General features: G+C 63.7%; 17 protein-coding genes and 1 riboswitch. Of the genes, 7 read left to right on the top strand and 10 right to left on the bottom strand.

Annotation, left to right across the window (positions count from 1 at the left end):
• Positions 1–280: 280 nt before the first annotated feature.
• Positions 281–367: riboswitch (glycine riboswitch) on the top strand.
• Between the two features lie 149 nt (positions 368–516).
• From gcvT to gcvP, 3 genes are read left to right on the top strand one after another with little or no spacing between them, the layout of a single operon-like run.
• Positions 517–1,617, top strand: a complete 1,101-nt coding sequence (gene gcvT / locus FJW03_RS07695; RefSeq protein WP_140761885.1) for a glycine cleavage system aminomethyltransferase GcvT — start codon at positions 517–519, stop codon at positions 1,615–1,617.
• Between the two features lie 4 nt (positions 1,618–1,621).
• Positions 1,622–1,990: a glycine cleavage system protein GcvH gene (gene gcvH / locus FJW03_RS07690; RefSeq protein ID WP_140761888.1), complete on the top strand. Its 369-nt coding sequence runs from the start codon at positions 1,622–1,624 to the stop codon at positions 1,988–1,990.
• A gap of 16 nt (positions 1,991–2,006) precedes the next feature.
• On the top strand, positions 2,007–4,817 hold the full coding sequence (gene gcvP / locus FJW03_RS07685; protein ID WP_140761891.1) for an aminomethyl-transferring glycine dehydrogenase: 2,811 nt from the start codon (positions 2,007–2,009) through the stop codon (positions 4,815–4,817).
• A gap of 56 nt (positions 4,818–4,873) precedes the next feature.
• Here the strand turns inward: gcvP and FJW03_RS07680 are convergent, their stop codons facing one another.
• The 9 genes from FJW03_RS07680 to cpaB all read right to left on the bottom strand — a co-directional run bounded on the left by FJW03_RS07680 (position 4,874) and on the right by cpaB (position 13,199).
• Complete coding sequence (locus tag FJW03_RS07680) at positions 4,874–5,347, bottom strand: tetratricopeptide repeat protein (RefSeq protein ID WP_140696974.1); 474 nt, start codon at positions 5,345–5,347, stop codon at positions 4,874–4,876.
• Positions 5,348–5,432: 85 nt separating this feature from the next.
• Positions 5,433–5,822, bottom strand: coding sequence for a hypothetical protein (locus tag FJW03_RS07675; RefSeq protein WP_226890613.1), 390 nt, complete (start codon positions 5,820–5,822; stop codon positions 5,433–5,435).
• Between the two features lie 66 nt (positions 5,823–5,888).
• Complete coding sequence (locus FJW03_RS07670) at positions 5,889–6,857, bottom strand: type II secretion system F family protein (RefSeq protein WP_140761894.1); 969 nt, start codon at positions 6,855–6,857, stop codon at positions 5,889–5,891.
• A gap of 1 nt (position 6,858) precedes the next feature.
• Positions 6,859–7,824 (bottom strand): type II secretion system F family protein, encoded by a 966-nt coding sequence (locus FJW03_RS07665; RefSeq protein ID WP_140610132.1) that lies wholly within the window; start codon positions 7,822–7,824, stop codon positions 6,859–6,861.
• Positions 7,825–7,828: 4 nt separating this feature from the next.
• Positions 7,829–9,250, bottom strand: a complete 1,422-nt coding sequence (locus tag FJW03_RS07660) for a CpaF family protein (protein ID WP_140610133.1) — start codon at positions 9,248–9,250, stop codon at positions 7,829–7,831.
• On the bottom strand, positions 9,247–10,461 hold the full coding sequence (locus FJW03_RS07655) for an AAA family ATPase (protein WP_140610134.1): 1,215 nt from the start codon (positions 10,459–10,461) through the stop codon (positions 9,247–9,249). Before FJW03_RS07655 ends, FJW03_RS07660 begins: the two co-directional genes overlap by 4 nt.
• A 67-nt stretch (positions 10,462–10,528) precedes the next feature.
• The gene (locus FJW03_RS07650) at positions 10,529–10,798 is read right to left on the bottom strand and encodes a hypothetical protein (protein WP_140610135.1); all 270 of its coding nucleotides are present in this window, start codon (positions 10,796–10,798) and stop codon (positions 10,529–10,531) included.
• 4 nt (positions 10,799–10,802) lie between these two features.
• Entirely contained in the window at positions 10,803–12,182 is a 1,380-nt protein-coding gene (locus tag FJW03_RS07645) for a type II and III secretion system protein family protein (protein ID WP_413466500.1), read from the bottom strand.
• A 90-nt stretch (positions 12,183–12,272) separates the two neighbouring features.
• A complete protein-coding gene (gene cpaB, locus FJW03_RS07640) occupies positions 12,273–13,199 on the bottom strand; it encodes a Flp pilus assembly protein CpaB (RefSeq protein ID WP_264296518.1) in 927 nt (308 codons plus the stop codon).
• Between the two features lie 237 nt (positions 13,200–13,436).
• Here cpaB and parE point away from each other — a divergent pair, with 237 nt between their 5' ends.
• Both parE and FJW03_RS07630 read left to right on the top strand, forming a co-directional pair.
• Positions 13,437–15,491 carry a DNA topoisomerase IV subunit B gene (gene parE, locus FJW03_RS07635; RefSeq protein ID WP_140761897.1) on the top strand — a complete coding sequence of 685 codons (2,055 nt, stop codon included), beginning with the start codon at positions 13,437–13,439 and terminating at the stop codon, positions 15,489–15,491.
• Positions 15,492–15,536: 45 nt separating this feature from the next.
• Positions 15,537–17,603: an FUSC family protein gene (locus tag FJW03_RS07630; RefSeq protein WP_140761901.1), complete on the top strand. Its 2,067-nt coding sequence runs from the start codon at positions 15,537–15,539 to the stop codon at positions 17,601–17,603.
• 87 nt (positions 17,604–17,690) lie between these two features.
• Here the strand turns inward: FJW03_RS07630 and FJW03_RS07625 are convergent, their stop codons facing one another.
• Entirely contained in the window at positions 17,691–18,815 is a 1,125-nt protein-coding gene (locus FJW03_RS07625) for a DUF2336 domain-containing protein (protein ID WP_140761904.1), read from the bottom strand.
• A 153-nt stretch (positions 18,816–18,968) separates the two neighbouring features.
• Between FJW03_RS07625 and FJW03_RS07620 the strand changes: the two genes are divergently transcribed.
• Both FJW03_RS07620 and FJW03_RS07615 read left to right on the top strand, forming a co-directional pair.
• Positions 18,969–19,421, top strand: coding sequence for a MaoC family dehydratase (locus FJW03_RS07620; RefSeq protein WP_140610140.1), 453 nt, complete (start codon positions 18,969–18,971; stop codon positions 19,419–19,421).
• Positions 19,421–20,302, top strand: coding sequence for an HpcH/HpaI aldolase/citrate lyase family protein (locus FJW03_RS07615; protein ID WP_140761907.1), 882 nt, complete (start codon positions 19,421–19,423; stop codon positions 20,300–20,302). The genes FJW03_RS07620 and FJW03_RS07615 overlap by 1 nt, the downstream gene beginning before the upstream one ends.
• Positions 20,303–20,381: the final 79 nt, after the last annotated feature.

The following is a 20,381-nucleotide window of genomic DNA, read 5'->3' as shown; positions in this document are numbered from 1 at the left end:
ACGCGTCACATCAGCCTGCTATATCAGGAGTGTCTTGAAAAACCGGCAAATGGCGTGGTTAGCAAAGACTTGTCGGCCCATGCATGTCGCCCAAAAGCATGCGCTCGGGCGCGACCCGAGGTGTGCAGCGGTTTTGGGAGAGCGACATGCATCAGAACAAATATCCAAAGCGCATCGGCCAAACCCGCTTCAGCACGACGCGCTTTAGATGTCGCTGGGAGGTGACAAGGTGTCGCCGACGGGCTATGGATGGCGCGTCGAGGGCTCAGGCTTTGAGTCCTACCTGTTTGCGGGAGAGAGCAGCGAGAGCTGCCGCCGAAGGGGAAATCGCCCGAAATCTCTCAGGCAAAAGAACCGTGGACGGGAAAGACACTCTGGAAAGTCGGGGCTTGCCCCCGCGCCGAAGGTGTAAGCGCCGCTGACGGAGTTCCGGCTGCGCGAGTCTCTCAGGCTTCAGACAGAGGGGCACGGACTGGTCGCCATTCGCGGCCGATTGCGTGCGACTCTGGAGACGACATGACGGGCGACGACGATAAACACCTCCCCCTTGAGGATATCCACACGGCCGCAGGCGCGCGCTTCGGCGCCTTTGCAGGCTGGTCGATGCCGCTGACCTACCCGGCCGGCGTCATGAAGGAACATCTGCATACCCGCGAGCACGCGGGTCTCTTCGACATCTCGCACATGAAACTGTTCGAGGTCAGTGGGCCGCAAGCCGTTGCGCTGCTCGACCGCGCCTGCCCGCTGGATGCCGGCGCGCTCGAAATTTCGCAATCCAAACTGACGTTCTTCCTCAACGAAGCCGGCGGCATTCTCGACGACCTGATCGTTACCCGGCTCGGCGCCGATCGCTTCATGGTGGTCGCCAATGCCGGCAACGCCGTCGCTGACGAAAAGCACCTGCGCGAACTTGCAGCCGGTTTCGACGCCATGGTCGAGCCGCTCGACCGCGTCTTCCTGGCCATCCAGGGGCCCGAGGCCTGGGCAGCGCTGTCCCGTGCCGGGATCGAAACCGGCTCGTTGCTGTTCATGCACGGTGTCGAACCCAGGAAGAACTGGTTCATGAGCCGGTCCGGCTATACCGGCGAGGATGGTTTCGAGATCGGCCTGCCGGAGCCCGACGCGCGCGACCTCGTCGCGAAGCTGTTGGAAGATGAGCGCGTGCTCTGGATCGGTCTTGCCGCGCGCGACAGCCTGCGGCTGGAAGCCGGACTTTGCCTGCATGGCCAGGACATCACACCGGAGACAGACCCCGCCGCGGCGGCGCTGATGTGGGCTATTCCGAAGGAGATCAGGGCTTCCGGCGCCTTTATCGGCGCCGATGCCTTGCGCGCCGCCGTGGAACGCGGCCCGGCGCAAAAGCGCGTCGGGCTGAAGCCGGAAGGCCGCCAGCCGGTGCGCGCCGGCGCGGCGCTGTTTGACGCCGACGGCCACCCTGCCGGCCATGTCACCTCGGGCGGCTTCGGCCCCTCGGCCGGTCATCCGGTCGCCATGGGCTATGTCGCGGCGCCGCGGGCAAAGCCCGGAACACGGATTTTCGCCGACGTGCGCGGCACGAAAATCCCTGTCGACGTCAGTTCCCTGCCCTTCACACCGCATCGCTACCGCAAAGGATAATCTCATGGCAAAGACCTATTTCACCGCCGATCACGAATGGCTCAGCGTCGAGGGTGGCGTCGCCACCGTCGGCATCACCGATTACGCGCAGGAGCAGCTCGGCGACCTCGTCTTCGTCGAACTGCCCGAGACCGGCCGGAAGCTTGCCAAGGGCGATACCGCGGTCGTGGTCGAATCCGTCAAGGCCGCCTCCGACGTGTACGCGCCGGTCGACGGCGAAATCACCGAGGCCAACGGCACGCTGTCGTCCGACCCGTCGCTGGTCAATTCGGCGGCCACCGGCGCCGGCTGGCTGTGGAAGATGAAGCTCGCCGATGAAGGCCAACTCGCCGGCCTCATGGACGAGACCGCCTACAAAGCCCATATCGGCTGATAGCAGGACGATAAAAATGACCGTAGCACCTACCTCCTTTTCCGCCCGCCATATCGGCCCCGGTATCAATGACGTCAGAGCCATGCTCGCCGTCATCGGCGTTCCTTCCGTGGAAACGCTGATCAGCCAGGCCGTGCCAAGATCGATCCGCCTCGACCAGCCGCTGGCCCTACCCGCGCCGGCCAGCGAAGCCGAAGCGCTGGCCGAATTGTCGGCGACCATGGCCAGAAACACGGTGCTGAAGAGCTTCATTGGCGCAGGCTATCACGGCGTCCACGTACCGCCGGTCATTCAGCGCAATCTGTTCGAGAACCCGGCCTGGTACACTGCCTATACCCCGTACCAGGCGGAGATCAGCCAGGGGCGGCTGGAAATGCTGTTCAATTTCCAGACGCTGGTCACCGAACTGACCGGCCTGCCGGTCGCGTCAGCCTCGCTGCTCGACGAGGCAACGGCGGTGGCCGAAGCCGTCGGCATCGCCTTGCGCCACCATCGCGACAAGCGCGCCAAGGTGGCGCTTGCCGGCACACCGCATCCGCAGACGCTGGATGTTGTGCGCACGCGCGCCGAGCCGCTCGGCATCGAGGTCGACGGCGAGACGATCGACGACAACACCGCCGCCCTGCTCGTCTCCTGGCCGGATACGTTCGGCGTCTATGGCGACCATAAGGCGGCGATCGAAAAGGCCCGCGCGACCGGCGCACTTGTCGTGTTCATCGCCGATCCGCTTGGCCTGACGCTCACCGACGCGCCGGCGAAACTCGGCGCCGACATTGCGGTCGGCCCGATGCAGCGCTTTGGTGTGCCGATGGGCTTTGGCGGCCCCCATGCCGCCTACTGCGCGGTTTCCGACAGACTGACGCGGCTGATGCCCGGCCGCCTCGTCGGCCAGTCGACCGACAGCAAGGGCCGGCCCGGCTATCGGCTTGCCTTGCAGACTCGCGAGCAGCACATCCGCCGCGACAAGGCGACGTCCAACATCTGCACCGCACAGGCACTGCTCGCCAACATGGCGACCGCCTACGCGATCTGGCACGGCCCCGCCGGGCTGCAGGCGATTGCCGGCCGCATCCATGGGCTCGCCAACCGCCTTGCAGCGGGCCTGAAGGCCGCTGGCCTGCCCGTGCTCGGCACAAGCCGCTTCGACACGGTGACGGTTGAGATGAAGGGCAAGGCGAAAGCGATCGCCACGGCCGCCGAAGAAACCGGCCGGCTGCTGCGCGTCATCGACGCCGACCATGTCGGCATCAACTTCGACGAAACCTCGACCGAAGCCGATCTGGAGGCGATCGCCGCGCTGTTCGGCGCCAAGGCAGCCGGCGCTGCCGACGGCAGCATGCCTGGAAAAGGACGCGGCAAGGAGTTTCTCACCCAGCCGGTGTTCCACGAAAATCATTCGGAAACCGAAATGATGCGCTTTCTGCGCCGGTTGGCCGACAAGGATCTTGCGCTCGATCGCGCCATGATCCCGCTCGGCTCCTGCACCATGAAGCTCAATGCCGCGGCCGAGATGATGCCGGTGAGCTGGCCAAGCGTCGCCAATCTGCATCCCTTCGCGCCGGCCAGCCATTCGGCGGGCTATCGCGCCATGGTCGGCGATCTTGAGAACTGGCTGTCGGAGATCACCGGCTTCGACGCGGTAAGCCTGCAGCCCAATGCCGGCAGCCAAGGCGAATATGCCGGGCTGCTGGCCATCCGCGCCTATCACCGCTCGCGTGGCGAAGGCCATCGCACGGTCTGCCTGATCCCGTCCTCCGCGCATGGCACCAATCCTGCCAGCGCGGCGATGGCGGGCATGAGCGTTGTCGTGGTGCGCTGCACCGAGGACGGCAATATCGACATGGACGATCTCAGGGCCAAGGCCAACGAGCATTCCAGGAATCTCGCGGCGCTGATGTTCACCTATCCCTCGACGCATGGCGTCTACGAGGAAGGCGCGCGCCACCTCTGCGCCCTTATCCACGAGCATGGTGCCCAGGTCTATTTCGATGGAGCCAACCTCAACGCCCTGGTCGGCCTCGCCCGCCCCGGCGACATCGGCGCCGACGTCTGCCACATGAACCTGCACAAGACGTTCTGCATCCCGCATGGCGGCGGCGGTCCCGGCGTCGGCCCGATCGGCGTCAAGGCGCATCTGAAACCCTATCTGCCGGGCCATGTTACCGAAGGCTCAGGCCATGCCGTGTCGGCCGCACCGTTCGGCAGCGCTTCCATCCTGCCGATCACCTGGATGTACATCCGCATGATGGGCGCTTCCGGTCTCAAGCAGGCGACGGAGACCGCCATAATCTCGGCCAATTATGTGGCGACGCGGCTCGCGTCGTACTTCCCGCTTCTTTACAAGGGCAGGAGCGATCGTATCGCTCATGAATGCATCCTCGACACCCGCGTGCTCAAGGAGAGCGCGGGCATCAGCGTCGATGACATCGCCAAGCGGCTGATCGACTACGGCTTCCATGCACCGACCATGTCGTTCCCGGTCGCCGGCACGCTGATGGTCGAGCCGACGGAATCCGAGCCGAAAGGTGAACTCGACCGCTTCTGCGAGGCCATGATCGCGATCGCCGGCGAAGCGTCGAAGATAGCAAAGGGCGAATGGCCTTTGGCCGACAACCCGCTGGTCAATGCGCCGCACACTGCCGCCGAGGCGCTGGCCGGCACGTGGACCCATCCCTATTCGCGGCTGGAAGCGGCCTATCCCGCGGGCAACGTGGATACCGCCGCAAAATACTGGCCGCCGGTGTCGCGCATCGACAATGTCGCGGGCGACCGCAATCTCGTCTGCTCCTGCCCGCCGCTGTCGGACTATCTGGGTGCGGCCGAATAGTAGTCTCTCGGCCTAAGCCGAGCGCAAGGCCGGCCTGACCGGCTCGGCCTTGCCCATCAGCCCTTGTTCAGCAAGGCGAGATTTGCGTTGACAACTGTCGGATCGGCCATGCCGGCCTTGGCCTCGAGCAGCAGCGCCCTGGCTTTCTTCTTGTTGCCGCGCAACAGTTGCGAATAGCCCATATTGTTGACGATCTGCGGCCTGCGGCCGGCGACTTTCAGGAGCTGGTCGTAGGCGCGGTCGGCGAAGTCGAAGCGGCCGAGCTCGTCATAGGATGCGGCAAGCCCCATCCAGGCCTCCGCACTGTCGGCCTTCAATTCGACGGCCTTGCGGAAATGCTGTTCGGCCAGACCATAATTGGCGTCGCGAAACTGCGCTTTGCCCTGTGCCAGATCGGAGGTGTCGATGTTTTTTGCCGCGGGCTGAATGGCCGTAGTCTTGGTCGTATCGACGTTGTTGTTCGTCGTACACCCGGTGATCATAAGGACGACCGCCATGGTGGCCGCCGCCGCAAAATTTCCCTGACGCATGCCCTGCCCCGTCGCCCGATTTGTCGGGTCGTTCTTCAGCAAGGACGTTACCGCACAGCGGTTAAGCTTCGGTGCCGAAATGCAGCTAAGATTCGGTCTCCGAAAAACCGGCCATTAACCACCACCCAGGTGCCGGCCAAACAACGGGACGGTGGCAACCCGGCTGACCGTCATTCCAGTTGGTGAGACGTTTGAGTTCGGCTCGGCCCAGCGGTCGCTTCGCCTGCGCGATTCGTTCGATGGCCAGGCTTACGCGCGGCGTCTGCCGGGCAATGCCGAGCTTTCGCGCGACCGCTTCGACGGATGTGACGATGCCGCGCGCGACAAGGCCCAGGCCGCCTTCATTCTCGCTGGCGAATAGGAAAATCGCATCGCCCTTGGCGACATGCTTGCCGCCATACATCGTCTTTTGCGCGGTGAAGGCGAATGTCATCGCGCCGGCGTTGGCAATTTTGGCCTTGATCGCGAACGCCATGCTTGTGGATTGCTCTGCGGACACGTTGGATTGAGTTCAGGCCGACCTGAACTCAATCCGACACATCTAATAGTGCCCACCCGTCAATTTGACGATGATCGGAATGATCGCGATCATCAGCACCACCGGCAGGATGCACACCGTGACCGGCACCGACATCTTGGCCGGCAAGGCATGTGCCTTCTCCTCAGCCAGCGACATGCGCTTATGACGCATTTCGTCGGAGAAGACCCGAAGCGCTCCCGACAGGCTGGTGCCGAGTTCCTTCGACTGCTGCAGCAGCGTCGCGAAAGAACGCACCTCGTCCAGGCTGAGGCGATCGGCGAGCGCCTTCAGCGCGTCGTCGAGGCTGCGCCCGGCCCTCAGTTCCAGCGACACCAACTGCAGATTCTGGCTGAGCGCGGGATAGGTCTTGGCGAGTTCCTTCGAGACGCGCTCGACGCCCGCCTCCATGCTCATGCCCGCATCCGAGCAGACGATCAACAGGTCCATGAAGTCAGGAAAGCCGTTGCGGTATTCGCGCATCTTCTCCCGCACTTTCTGGCTCAGCACCAGGCCGGGCAGGAAGTAGCCGGCCACGCCCGTCAGGATGACGAACGCCCAGCGGCTGGCCATCGTCGCGTCGGCGCTGGCCATCCAGCGGTTGATCACAAAGGCTCCCGTCGCGGCACCCACCAGTGCCGCGAAGCGAATGAGGAAGAACATGCCGACAGCGCGCGGCTCCATGTAGCCCGCCTGGATCAGCTTCATGCGCAGCCGGGCAACATTTTCCGGATCGCTCTTGGCGTAGAATTCCTGTGCCCGTTTCACCGCCTTCTCGCGCACGACGCCGGCGTTCTTCTTCTGCACCGGCTCGGGTTTCGCGGCCACGCGACTGTCGTCAACCTTGAGGCGGCGCTTCACGTCATTGCGATCACCCTTGGCAACCACCATCGGCCAGGCGACCGCGACAACACCCACGGCCAGAAGCACTACGGCCACCGGGATCAAGGAGGTCGGCGCAAGCGAGGCGAGGAATTCGATGAAACCGCGCATGTCAGAACCTGAAATTCGACATCTTGAACATGATTAGATTGCCCAGCATCAGCCAGGTAACCGACCCGCCAAGCATGTACCAGGTTTTCGGCACCCCCCAGACGTCCCTGTAGAACCCCGGCATCAACGCCATGATGGCGGCAAACAAAAGCGCCGGTATTGCCGTCAGGATGTAGGCGGACAGGCGGCCTTCGGTCGAAATGGCGCGCACCTTGCGTCGCAGCTTGCCGCGCTCGCGTATTGTCAACGACAGGCCGTCGAGGATTTCACGCAGATTGCCGCCCGAACTGGACTGGATCGAGACGGCGGTGACGAACAGCGGCAGGTCTTCGTGCCCCACGCGATCGAACAGGTTGTTCAACGCCGAAACCAGATCGGAGCCGTAGGTCACCTCATCGGCAACGACACCGAACTCGGTGCCGATCGGATCGGGCATCTCGCGCGACACCATGGCGATGGCCACCGGCACCGGATGGCCGGCCTTGAGGCCACGCGTGATCAGCTCCAGCGCCTCTGGCAGCTGCATGCCGAAACGTTTGTGCCGCCGTTTGCGCATGAAGCGCATCGCGACCACCGGCAGCAGAGGCGCCAGCACGAAGAACAGGATGAGCCCCATGAGCGGCGGCAACCCATACCAGATGGCGACCAGGGCCGCGGCCATCGCCACGCCGCAGGTGATCGTCAGGAATTTCGACAGCGGCATAATCATGCCCGACTGTGTGCGCAGGGCACGGAATCGGTCCGGCGAGAACAGCGACGTGCCGGCATCGAGGCCGCGCTCCTTGCGCAGCTGGATCAGCACCTGTTCCTGGCTGATCTTGTTTTCCTGCAGCTTCATGCGCCGGTTGATGGCGGCGCGCTTGTCGCTGCGGCCAGCGTAAAGAAGATAACAGGCCTCTGCGATCAAGATGCCGGTCAGCGCGGCTCCGGCATAGACGACGTAGATCGCGCTGAATCCGTCGAACACCTGGCTACTCCTGCGGCCGGCCGGGTTCGAAATAGCGCCCGGGAAATTCGATTCCCATGGCGCGCAGGTCCTCGAGGAAGCGCGGCCGGATGCCGGTCGCTTCGAAATAGCCGAGAATTCCGCCGTCGGCATCCATGCCGGTGCGCACGAAGCGGAAGATCTCCTGCATCTGGATGACGTCGCCTTCCATGCCGGTCACTTCCGCAACGCTTGTCACCTTGCGCTTACCGTCGGAAAGCCGGGTCAACTGCACGATGATATCGATGGCGCTGGCGATCTGACTGCGGATCGACTGGACCGTCATCGGCATGCCGGTCATGCCCAGCATCTGTTCGAGGCGCGAAATGGCATCGCGCGGCGTGTTGGCATGGATGGTCGCCATCGATCCTTCATGGCCGGTGTTCATCGCCTGCAACATGTCGAACGCCTCCTCGCCGCGGCACTCGCCGAGGATGACGCGGTCAGGACGCATGCGCAGCGCGTTTTTGACGAGATCGCGTTGCTTCAGTTCGCCATGGCCCTCGATGTTGGCAGGTCGCGTCTCCATGCGAGCGACATGCGGCTGCTGCAGTTGAAGCTCGGCGGCATCCTCGATCGTGATCAGCCGCTCGTCTTCCGGGATGAAGGCCGACAGTGCATTGAGCATCGTTGTCTTGCCGGTGCCGGTGCCGCCGGAAATGATCGTCGTCTTGCGGGCGTGAACCGCCGCCGCCAGCACCTCGGCCATGTTCTGGGTGATGGCGCCGAATTCGACCAGCTTGTGCAGGCCAAGCTTGTTCTTGGAGAATTTGCGGATCGACACCAGCGGCCCGTCGACGCCAACCGGGCGGATGGCAGCGTTGAAACGCGACCCATCCAGCATGCGAGCATCGACCATCGGCTGCGATTCATCGACGCGCCGGCCGACGGCCGCGACGATCTTGTTAATGATTCTAAGCAGATGCGCCTCATCCTTGAACGGAATGTGCACCTGCTGCAGCTTGCCCTTCTTCTCGACGAAACAGTTCTGGTGGCCGTTGATCAGGATGTCGTTGATGTCGGGATCCTTGAGCAGCGGCTCCAGCGGGCCCAGGCCAACCATCTCGTCGACGATGTCGTCCACCAGCGCGTCAAGTTCGGCGGTGTTGATCGCCATCCGCTCCTGGCGGGTTTTTTCCGACACGAAATCATGCACCTGCCGCCGCATTTCCTCCTTCGGCAAGCGCTCCAGGGCGACAAGGTTGATTTCCTCGAGCAGCATCCGATGAATGCGTATGCGGGCATCGAGCACCCTGTTGGCGTTCTTTGCCGGGGCGACCTCGGGTTTTACCGGTAAAGCTTTTCGGCTTGTCGGGATCACCACCGCGTGATGCGCGACCGGCGTTGTTTCGGACGAACGCTGCGGCCGCGCATCGCGGTTCTGCAGGGTGGAAAAACGGCTGGTCATCCGGCCCTCCTCTTCAAAAGGCCCCTGCCGAGACCGAAGAGCGACTTCGACTTGCTGGCGGTCGCGACTGCCTCCTCCGGCAGGATGATCTTCTTCAAATCATTGACCACGTTGGCATTGGCGTCGATCTCGTGCAACGGCACGCCACGGTCGACCGCCTCGCGCACCAGCCGGTAGTTGTTGGCGATGCCGCCGACGAAATGCTCGCCGAGGATTTCCTGGACATCCGCCTGCTTGATGCCATTGTCGAACATCTTCTGCTCGAAGCGATTGACGATGACGTTGGGCTTCACCTCCTTGCCGGCGGTCTCGTAGACGGCCTGGATCAGCCTTTGCGTGTGGCGCAGGCACGGCACCGTCATTTCGGCGACGATGTAGAGCTTGTTGGAGCCGAGCAGCACCGTTTCCGTCCACGGAAACCAGGTGCGCGGCATGTCAATGACGACATTGTCGAAATAGGCCGAAACGAGGTCCAGCATGCGCACCACGACATCGGTCTTGAAGGAACGCATCTCCGATGGGTGCGTCGGCGCCGCCAGCACGCAAAGTCCGCTGGCATGTTTCGAGAGCATCACGTCGAGGAGTTGCCGGTCGAGGCGTTCGGGCTGGTTCTCGATCTCGGTGATGTCGAAACGCGGCTCGAGGTCGAGATATTCCGCGCAGGCGCCCTGCTGGAAATTGAGGTCGACCACGCAGGTCGAGGCGCCGCGCGTCACCGAGTGATGCAGCTGGAATGCCGTCTGCAGCGCCAACGTCGTGGTGCCGACACCGCCCGCGGCCGGCATGAAGGTGTAGATCTGTGACTCGGTATTTTCCTCGCGCCCCGGCCCTTGCAGTGCCCGCACGACCGATCGCACCAGGTCGGCCGTGGTGATCGGCTTGACGAGAAAGTCCGCGACCTTGAGCTGCACCAGGATGCGGACGGCGGCGGCGTTGAACTCCTGGGTGACGACGACCACCGGGGCCTTGCCCTCCAGCCTGCGCATGACGCGCTGCAGCGATTCGATCTCCTCCAGCTTCGCCGCGTCCATATCGACGATGATGGCGCCGAAGTCGGTTTCCTGGATCTCGCCGCGCAATTCGGTGACATTCTTTTCCACCGTCGAGAGCTGGATGACCTCGGAGGCGGCGAATGCGGTGCGTGTGTCCTGCACGAAGGTGCTGTCCGTCGATACGAGCAGGATCTTCTTGGTCTTGATGCCGTTTGCCATTCTCGCCGCCTGTGAAGTCGATCCCCGCCTGGATCAGTTGCCCGCCTGAATCAGTTGCCCGCCTGAATCAGTCACTTGTGCTTGTCTGCGCCGTCTTCGCGCCAGCCGCCTGATCGGATGTGACGGGGGCGGCATCACCGCGCTTGGCCGGCACGAGGAGTCTGGTGTTCTGGACACCGTACTTCCACGGATCGACCATCTGCATGACCGTGTTGGCGGCCTGCGCTTCGCCGGCGCCTGTCGTCGGACCTTCGCTGCGCACATAGTCGTCGCTGGTGCAGCCGGCGGCGATACCGGCAAGAAGCAACGCGATGCTTGCTCTCAGGATCACACGCATCGCTTCAATCCTTCGGCAGGTCGAGGAAATGACCGACCGTGGTGGCCGTCCGCGCGGCGCTGCCATCGGCCAACGCCAGCGCACGGCCGTTGTTCGCCCCCTTCACCTCCTCGGTGTTGTTGAGAAAGTAGTCGACGTTGCTGGCCGGTTGAGTGCCGTCCGTCGGCCCGGCCATCTTCTTCGACGGATCGACGGGCTTGACCAGGTAGGGCGTGACGATGATGACGAGGTCTGTCTCGCGCCGCTGATACGATTTAGACGAGAACAGCGGTCCGAGCACCGGCATCTTGCCGAGGCCTGGAATGCGCGAGGTGGTGATGTCGTTCTGCGACTGCAGCAGTCCCGCGATCATGAAGCTCTGGCCGTTCTTCAGGTCGACCGACGTCTTGGCGCGGCGAACGATGAAACCGGGCACCGAAATGTTGCCGATATTGTAGGAGGCCGACGCATCGATGGAGGATACTTCCGGCGCGATGTCGAGGCTCACGAGCCCGTCCTTGAGCACGGTCGGCGTGAAGTCGAGGCTGACGCCATATTTCTTGTAGCTGACCGAGATCTTGCCATTGTCCTCCGAAACCGGGATCGGAAATTCGCCGCCGGCCAGGAAGCTCGCCGTCTCGCCGGACCGGGCAATAAGGTTTGGTTCCGCGAGGCGTCGGGCAAGGCCGCGCTCTTCCAGGGCCTTGATGGCGATGTCGATCGAGACGCCGTTGGACAGCAGCCGGCCGATGGCTTCACCGGTTCCTGCCGCCGGCACCGCCCCGGGGTCAAGCGAAACATCGCGTCCACCAAAGCCGTAGGCAAAGTTGGCGCTGTATTTGGCGCCGAGATCCTGGCCTGCCTGGCGGTTGATCTCGACGAAGCGGACGTTGAGCTGGACCTGCTGCGACGATGAGATGTTGACCGAATTGATCACTTCTTCCTTGCCGGAGAAGCGGGTGGCGATCTTGTTTGCCTTTTCGGCGGCGACCGCGTCATCCGCCTCGCCCGACAGCACGACACGGCCATTGGCCGAGCCGACCTTGATCTTGGCATCCGGCACGCTGGCGCGGATCGTGCTCGCCAGCTGGTCGGTGTCGAGCGTCACCTCGATGTCGATGGTGCCGACCAGCTGCTTCTTGTCGTCGAACAGCGCGATACCGGTGGTGCCGAGATTGTTGCCGAGCACATAGAAAGACTTGTCGGTCAGTGGATTGACGTTGGCGATCTCCGGATCACCGATAACGATCTGGTAGAAGGCAGCACTCGTCATGATCGTCTTGGGCTTGCCCTTGGCGACCTTGATCGATGCATTCCTGGTCGACGAGACGTAGACGACATCGTTGTCCGCCCTGGCGGCGCCGGGTAAAGCGAGCACTCCGCTCGCGGCCAGCGAGGCGACCATCGCCAAGGCGCGCACGAAGTGCCGCCGAGCCGTCATTCGATATAGCGTACGCATCAACATTGTCCCGTCTCGTCCGGTCCCCACCGGCCTTTATTTCTGGTCCCGCGAAGGAACCTGATATTCCTCGGCCTGTGTGCCGCGTGTCACGATGACCGTCTTGAATGTCGGCTTCTCAGGCTCCTTGGCCACCGCGTCGAACAGCGAGCCGGCCGCCGCCTCGGTCTTGGACGCCACCGATCCGCCGAAGGAGGAAATGGTGGTGACGCCGCCATTGCCGTCACCGCCTTCGCTGGCCGACCGCAGCGACAGCGACAACGTGCCGACGGTGCGGGCAAGCGCCACTTTCTGGGCGCCATCGGTCGTCACCTGGATGGTCACGGAATTGGCCACCTGCGGCGTCGTCTGACGCTCGTCGGCGCCCTGGCCGACGCTGAGCACCTTGGCATCGGCGACGACGATTTCGGAGGTGACGGTCGAACCTGCAGCCCCTTGGGCATTCTTGGCCACTTCCTGGATTGCGCCGGCATCGCGTGTCAGCACGACATCGACCCGGTCGCCCGGCGTGACGAAGCCGCCGACGCCGGCGATCTCGTCGGTCCGGATGGTGACCGCCCGCATTCCGGGCGCAAGCATGTTGGAGAGCGTCGCACGGCCGTTTGGTCCCGACAGCTTGGCCAGCAGCACCGGCTCGTTGACCTCGATCGGCGACAGCACCACGCGGCCGCCTTCGCCGAGCAATCCGTCGACGGTGGCAAAGGCGCCCTGCGGCAGGGAATCCTGCGGCCACGGAATTTCGCTGAGCTTGGCGCGGTCGATCTCCATGCCGTAACGCAACGGCGCGTTCGCCACGACGATGGTCTTGAATTCGATCCTGGGCGTGGCTGGAGCGGCGATTGATGCCGTCTTTTCCCCGGCATCGGCCTTGGCCTGGCTCTTGACCCAGAAATCCGCGGCAAAGATCGAGATCGCGCCGAAAACGGCGGCGATGCCGATCATCGTTATGGCCTTGCCCTTCACGCCGAAACCCCTGATGCCCGCAGTTTCTTGTTATGTTGGGCTCACGCTAGGCGGCATTGTTAAAGAATCAGGTATCCCGCACGGCCGCATTTGATCTATTTCCGGCCGCTTGGTTATCGAATGGTTTTAGGATAAGAGGGGCTAGACCCCCGAACGTAACAGGAACCTCCGTCGCTTGGCGCTGAAAAGCGTGGCAGTATCGACGGGTGATTCGCAGCATCGGACTCTATGACAGGCATGGACGAAAACAACGATCTCTTCGCCAATATGGACAAGCAGCCGCAGCCGGTTCGGGCGTCCGCGCGCCCGGCGGATCCGCTGGTGCAGGCGGCAAAACGCCCGGCGGCTTCCAAGGACGGCAGCGAGGGTTACAGCGCCGCCGATATCGAGGTGCTCGAAGGCCTGGAGCCGGTGCGTCGCCGGCCCGGTATGTATATTGGCGGCACCGACGACAAGGCGATGCACCACCTGTTCGCCGAAGTCATCGACAACTCGATGGACGAGGCGGTTGCCGGCCACGCCACCTTCATCGATGTCGAACTCTCGGCCGATGGCTTTCTCACCGTCACCGACAATGGCCGCGGCATTCCGGTCGACCCGCATCCGAAATACAAGAAGCCCGCGCTCGAAGTGATCATGACCACCCTGCATTCGGGCGGCAAGTTCGACTCGAAGGTCTATGAGACCTCAGGCGGCCTGCATGGCGTCGGCGTTTCCGTCGTCAACGCGCTGTCGGACCATCTCGAGGTCGAGGTCGCGCGTGGCCGGCAGCTCTACCGCCAGCGTTTTTCGCGCGGCGTCCCGGTGAGTGGCCTTGAGCATCTCGGTGAAGTGCACAACCGGCGCGGCACCAGGATCCGCTTCCATCCCGACGAGCAGATCTTCGGCAAGGGCGCGGCATTCGAACCGGCGCGGCTCTACCGCATGACGCGTTCGAAAGCCTATTTGTTCGGCGGTGTCGAGATCCGCTGGACCTGCGACCCCTCGCTGATCAAGGAAAAGGATCAGACACCGGCCAAGGCGGAATTCCATTTCCCTGGCGGCCTCAAGGACTACCTCAAGGCGTCGCTCGGCGACGAATTCCAGGTGACGCGGGAAATCTTCGCCGGCAAGAGCGACAGGCAAGGCGGCCACGGCTCGCTCGAATGGGCGGTGACCTGGTTCGGCGGCGACGGCTTCATTAATTCCTACTGCAACACCATCCCGACCGGCGAAGGCGGCACCCACGAGGCCGGCTTCCGTAACGTGCTGACGCGCGGCCTGCGCGCCTATGCCGATCTTGTCGGTAACAAACGCGCCTCGATCGTCACCTCGGAAGACGTCATGATCTCGGCGGCGGGCATGCTTTCGGTGTTCATCCGCGAACCGGAATTCGTTGGCCAGACCAAGGACAGGCTGGCGACGATCGAGGCGATCCGGATCGTCGAGACCGCGATCCGCGATCCCTTCGACCATTGGCTGGCCGACAATCCGCAGGAAGCCTCGAAGCTGCTCGAATGGGTGATCGCTCGCGCCGACGAGCGCGTACGCCGCCGCCAGGAAAAGGAAGTGTCGCGCAAGAGCGCGGTGCGCAAGCTGCGCCTGCCGGGCAAGCTCGCCGACTGCACGCAGAACGCCGCCGCCGGCGCGGAACTCTTCATCGTCGAAGGCGACTCCGCCGGTGGCTCGGCCAAGCAGGCGCGCGACCGTGCCAGCCAGGCAGTGCTGCCGTTGCGCGGCAAGATCCTCAATGTCGCCAGCGCCGGCAATGACAAGCTGGCCGCCAACCAGCAGATATCGGACCTGATTCAGGCGCTCGGCTGCGGCACGCGCTCCAAGTATCGCGACGAGGATCTGCGCTACGACCGCGTCATCATCATGACCGACGCCGACGTCGACGGCGCCCACATCGCCTCGCTGCTGATCACCTTCTTCTATCAGGAGATGCCGGCGCTGGTGCGTGGCGGTCACCTCTATCTGGCGGTGCCGCCGCTTTACTCGATCAGGCAAGGTGGCAAGGTCGCCTATGCTCGCGACGACGCGCACAAGGACGAGCTCCTGCGCACTGAATTCACCGGACGCGGCAAGGTCGAGCTCGGCCGTTTCAAGGGCCTGGGTGAAATGATGGCCTCGCAGCTCAAGGAGACCACGATGGATCCGAGGAAGCGCACGCTTCTGCGGGTCGATGTGATCGATGCCGAGGCGGCGACCAAGGACGCGGTCGACGCGCTGATGGGCACCAAGCCGGAGGCTCGCTTCCGCTTCATCCAGGAACGTGCCGAATTCGCCGAAACGGAAGTGCTGGATATCTGAGCGCCCCCTGCTCTACCTTGTCCGTGCGGGTACGGAGTCGAACATGTGATCGGGGCGCGGCTGAAAGATTATCTCGGGACACGGTTCGCCGACCTGACGCGACCCACGCGCTCGGACTGGATCTTCGCCCTTAGAACCGTTTCGGCCGGCCTGATCGCGCTGCTGGCCGCCTACGCCCTCAAGCTCGACCATCCGCAGTGGGCGATGATGACGGTGTTCATCGTTGCCCAGCCGGTCGCGGGCATGGTGCTGGCCAAAGGCTTCTACCGCCTGCTCGGCACATTGGCGGGCGGATTAGCGGCAATCGGCATCACCACGGTCTTCGGCTCCAATCCGTGGCTGCTGGTGACCGTGCTTGCCGTCTGGATCGGCATCAGCACCTTCGTCTCGTCGCTGTTGCGCAACCCAGAGGCCTATGGCGCGGCGCTTGCCGGCTACACCGCGATGATCATTGGCCTGCCGGCTTTCGGCCAACCCCATCTCGTGGTCGATCTGGCGGTCGCACGCTGCGCTGAAATCGTGCTGGGCATCGTCTGCGCCGGCGTGACCAGCCGGCTGATCCTGCCGAAGCTGGCGGGCGATGCCATCATCGAAAGGCTGAAGCGCTCCATTCTCGACCTTGCCATTTATGCGGGCGGTGCATTTTCCGGCCGCGACAGCGCGGCCTTGGCCGATCTTCACCGAAAGCTGATCGCCGAAGCGGAGATCCTTGGTGAAATGCGCGTCTATGCAAGGCTGGAAGCGCCGAGCCTGGCGACCCGCGCGCATCCGGTCCGGCGGACCATCGGCCAGCTTCTGTCCGCTCTGTCGGCCGCGCGCGCGCTGCATGCCCACGCCGCGCCAAAGAATGCGGCGCTCATTCCCGTGCGCGCCGACCTGCATACCCTGGTCAGGGAACTCGCAGGCAAACCAGGCGCTCTCGAGGATACCACGCCGTGGGTGGCACGGCTCGATACGATCGCCGCCAAGGCACGGCAGATGCCGGACATGCCGGATGGGCAAGGTGACGAGAGGCTCGGCACCATCACTCGCCTGACCATCGCCGCCGATTTCGCGGAAGCCTTGAAGCAGGTGCTGCGCGGCCTCGACGCGTTGCGTGCGCCAGCCCCGCGCGCCGCCCGCGTGCGCAAGCAGCCAGCGCTGGTGGTACACCGCGACTACCATGCGGCCTCGCGCAACGCTGTGCGCGCGGCACTCGCCACCTTGCTGGTCGCGGCCTTCTGGCTGACGACGAAATGGTCGGAAGCCGCGGGCACGGTCATCCTGGTCTCCGTCGTCTCCAGCCTGTTCGCCGCCCGCCCCGATCCGGTGCAAGTGGCCTGGGGCTTTTTCAAGGGCACCTTGCTGGCCCTGCCCTTTGCCTTCCTTGTCGGTCAGATCGCCTTGCCCGCTTTGCCCGGCTTCGGCTGGTTCATGATCTTCGTCGTGCCGATCCTGGTGCCTGCCGCGCTGGCGATGGCCAATCCGCGCTATGTTGGCGTGGCGACGGCCTTTGCCATCAACTTCCTGGCTTTCCTCAGCCCGCATCTGGCGATGACCTATGATCCCGGCCCTTTCCTGGCGGGTTGCGCATCGATCCTGGTTGGCATCCTGCTGGCGATCGGCGTTTTCATCGTTGTGTTGCCCTCCGATCCGTGGCTCTTCGTCAACCGCATCGTGCGCGTGATGCGCGAAGACCTGGCGCGCCTCTGCTTGCATGAGCGTGTGCCAAGACGTACCGCTTTCGAGAGTCTCGCCTATGATCGGGTCAATCAACTGATGTCGCAGACGCAGCGCATTGGAAAAAAAGGCGATGCGGTTCTGGACGGCAGCATAGCCGGTGTCACCGTTGGCGTCGAAATCCTGCGCCTGCGTCACGCGCTGCAAAGTTCCACCTTGGCAGCCGAAACGACCCTCTCGATCTCGAATTTTCTGCGCGGACTGGCGCGCGAGCTGTTGTTCCGGCGGCCAGGCGAGCCGCAGACTTCAACCGTGACCGTCGCCAGACAGTATGCGGCCATGATCACACAGCGAAGCAGCGCCGGTGAAATGCTGCAGATCGCAGCCTCGCTGCGCATCATCGCCGCCGCGATCGAGGATTTTCCCGATTTCTTCGCGAAAGACCGAGGCTAGAGCAATTCAGGAAAAGTGCGCAGCGGTTTTCCTGAATTGCGCAGAAAAAAGAATTAGAGCGGGGTCAGCGATTCCATCTGAACCGCCCTAAGCCGCCGCGATCGCCAGCGCATGGCCGCGTGCGTTCTCGCGCAGCGCGTCGAGATGGATCGACTTGACCAGGGCGGCAAGATCGCCTTCCGCGGATTGCCCGCCCAATTCCTTGAGCATGAGCCAGCTGACTTCCTGCACGCCGGCAATGCGCTTGCCATTAGCGACCTCCCGCCAGATTTTCAGCGCACGCAGGATAATCGCATGCGTGCAGACGGCGAGGCCGGCGCTACGGAACAACGCTTGCAAAGCCACATCATGCCCGCCTGCCAGCAGCGCCCTCACCCGCTGCTCGGACTGCTGGCCGAGCGCGACCAGCGTGGAACCGAAGAAATCGACCTTGCCGTGGGCGATGGTGCGGATGAGAAAGCTCGCCGTGAGATCGCCGCGCAGCCTGAGATGCTCGATCAGCGCGGCGTGTTCTACCTGCCGCGTGCCCTCGATCAGCGTTACCGAGGCCTTGACGCAGGCATCACGCATGACGCGGTCGGCACGCGCGGCGCCCATCAGGGCCATGACCAGCGGCGACGTCTTCAATGTCTCGCCGAGCTTGACGAGCAGCATGTGCCGGCAGTCGGCAGGCAGGCGGGCATCCGATATCAGCGCTTCTCGCACCTGCGGGAGATGCCCGTGGCGTTCGGCCATGCGGCGGAAGCTCAGCGAAGCGATGTCGGCACCGCTGTTGGCAAGCAGGACAGCGCAAGCTTCCGCCTCGCCGATCTCGGCAATGGCCGCCGCCAGCGCCATCGAGACGAGGGGACGGTCGGCAATCAGCTTCTGCGTTGCCTTCGGGCTCGCCGTGACGCGGTTGATCAGATCGGCGTCGGTGAGCAGCGGTGAGCGCGCCAGCACGACGCCGGCGACCTCCGGCTGGTCGGACGCCAGCGCACTGATGATCTGCAGCGGCGCGTGGTGGCTCATCGAAAGCGCTTCCGCCATTGCCAGCCGCACCTTCGACGAGGCATCGTCGAGCAGCAGCGTCAGCGCCGCTTCGGCGGCGCAGCGGTCCTCGAACGGCAGTTCGGAATTGACATAGGCCCGGGCCAGCGCATTGGCCGCCGCGGCACGCTCCGACACCCTGGCCGTGTAGATCCATTTCAGGAAATGCGAAACAACAACCATGCCGCCTGCCAACGCCCCCTTGCCGGAAGGTTTTCCAGCCCCGTGCAGACGGTAGGCAGAAATGGTTTACGAACCGTTCACCATGTTCATTAACTGGCTTGCGAGCGCCGGATGCAGCGCCTATCAACCGTCAGACAGCGCAGGAGACGGAGAATGGCCGGACTATACCTCGAGGAGTTTGTCGTCGGCCACGTCTTCCAGCACACGCTGCGCAAGACCGTGACCGAGAGCGACAACATGCTGTTTTCGGTGATGACGTTGAACCCGCAACCGTTGCATATCGACTTCGATTTCGCCGCGAAAAGCGAATGGGGCAAGCCGCTGGTCAACTCGCTGTTCACGCTCGGTCTGATGATCGGCATCTCGGTCAACGATATCACGGTGGGCACGACGGTCGCCAATCTCGGTATGAAGGAAACGGTGTTTCCGCATCCGGTCTTCCACGGCGACACCATCCGCGTCGAGACAACGGTCGTCTCGGTACGCGAGTCCAAGTCGAAGCCCGATCGCGGCATCGTCGAATTCGAACACCGCGCCTATAATCAGCATGGTGATCTGGTCGCCAAATGCGCCAGGCAGGCGATGATGCTGAAGAAGACCACCTGATGCGCTCGCTGCTGTTTGTCCCCGGTGATTCCGAGCGCAAGCTGGAAAAGGGATTTGGCGCCGACGCCGATGTGGTGATCATCGATCTCGAGGACTCCGTGGCCCCGCACAACAAGGCAACGGCGCGAGAGGTCGCGGCGCGCTTTGTCGCCGAACGCCGGGGGCAAACCGGCTCGGCGATCTATATCAGGGTCAACGATCTGGCGAGCGCACTGACGGATGATGATCTTGGCGCGCTCATCCCGGCGCGACCGGACGGCATCATGCTGCCCAAGTCCAACAGCGGGCAGGACGTCCAGCAGCTCTCGGCAAAGCTCAGGGTTCGCGAGGCGGAGAACGGCCTGCCCGACGGCTCCATCAAGATCCTGCCGATCATCACTGAGACCCCGGCGGGTGTGCTTGCCGCGGCGACCTATGCCGGCGCAAGCGCGCGGCTCGCCGGCCTCACCTGGGGCGCGGAAGACCTCTCGGCGGCGATTGGCGCTCGCTCAGCCCGCGACGGGCACGGCCGCTACACCGACGTGTTCCGCCACGCCCGCCTGACGACCATCCTGGCGGCCGGCGCCGCGGAAGTCGCGGCGATCGACACCGTTTTCCCGAATTTTCGCGACATGGCAGCCTTCGCCGCGGAATGCGCCGAAGCCGAGCGTGACGGCTTTACGGGAAAGATGGCGATCCACCCCGATCAGGTGCCCGTCATCAATGCCGCCTTCACGCCATCGCCCGAGGCGGTGAAACAGTCGGCGGCGATCGTCGCGGCGTTCGCGGCTGCCGGAAATCCAGGCGTCGTCGGCATCGACGGCAAAATGTTCGACCGTCCTCATCTGCGGCTCGCCGAGCGGCTTCTGGCACGCGCGAGGGCGGCGGGGATTTCCGCCTAGACGCGCCAATCGCTACCATGCGCGCCGCCTTGACAGCTCGGCGACCGAATGCCGTCAACGCGCTGTGATTTGCCAAAGC

Origin of the sequence: Mesorhizobium sp. B4-1-4, assembly GCF_006439395.2 — a bacterium.
Taxonomy (GTDB): domain Bacteria; phylum Pseudomonadota; class Alphaproteobacteria; order Rhizobiales; family Rhizobiaceae; genus Mesorhizobium.
The sequence above is the reverse complement of the archived record's forward strand: the minus strand, read 5'-3'. Positions and strand labels throughout refer to the sequence as shown.

Excerpts from the sequence above, each read along its gene's own strand:
- gcvP (WP_140761891.1), top strand. The coding sequence starts at position 2,007 with ATGACCGTAGCACCTACCTCCTTTTCCGCCCGCCATATCGGCCCCGGT.
- FJW03_RS07675 (WP_226890613.1), bottom strand. The coding sequence starts at position 5,822 with ATGGCGTTCGCGATCAAGGCCAAAATTGCCAACGCCGGCGCGATGACA.
- FJW03_RS07650 (WP_140610135.1), bottom strand. The coding sequence starts at position 10,798 with ATGCGTGTGATCCTGAGAGCAAGCATCGCGTTGCTTCTTGCCGGTATC.
- FJW03_RS07660 (WP_140610133.1), bottom strand. The coding sequence starts at position 9,250 with ATGACCAGCCGTTTTTCCACCCTGCAGAACCGCGATGCGCGGCCGCAG.
- FJW03_RS07655 (WP_140610134.1), bottom strand. The coding sequence starts at position 10,461 with ATGGCAAACGGCATCAAGACCAAGAAGATCCTGCTCGTATCGACGGAC.
- FJW03_RS07615 (WP_140761907.1), top strand. The coding sequence starts at position 19,421 with ATGCGCTCGCTGCTGTTTGTCCCCGGTGATTCCGAGCGCAAGCTGGAA.
- FJW03_RS07670 (WP_140761894.1), bottom strand. The coding sequence starts at position 6,857 with ATGCGCGGTTTCATCGAATTCCTCGCCTCGCTTGCGCCGACCTCCTTG.
- FJW03_RS07625 (WP_140761904.1), bottom strand. The coding sequence starts at position 18,815 with ATGGTTGTTGTTTCGCATTTCCTGAAATGGATCTACACGGCCAGGGTG.
- gcvH (WP_140761888.1), top strand. The coding sequence starts at position 1,622 with ATGGCAAAGACCTATTTCACCGCCGATCACGAATGGCTCAGCGTCGAG.
- FJW03_RS07645 (WP_413466500.1), bottom strand. The coding sequence starts at position 12,182 with ATGGTCGCCTCGCTGGCCGCGAGCGGAGTGCTCGCTTTACCCGGCGCC.
- gcvT (WP_140761885.1), top strand. The coding sequence starts at position 517 with ATGACGGGCGACGACGATAAACACCTCCCCCTTGAGGATATCCACACG.
- FJW03_RS07680 (WP_140696974.1), bottom strand. The coding sequence starts at position 5,347 with ATGCGTCAGGGAAATTTTGCGGCGGCGGCCACCATGGCGGTCGTCCTT.
- parE (WP_140761897.1), top strand. The coding sequence starts at position 13,437 with ATGGACGAAAACAACGATCTCTTCGCCAATATGGACAAGCAGCCGCAG.
- FJW03_RS07620 (WP_140610140.1), top strand. The coding sequence starts at position 18,969 with ATGGCCGGACTATACCTCGAGGAGTTTGTCGTCGGCCACGTCTTCCAG.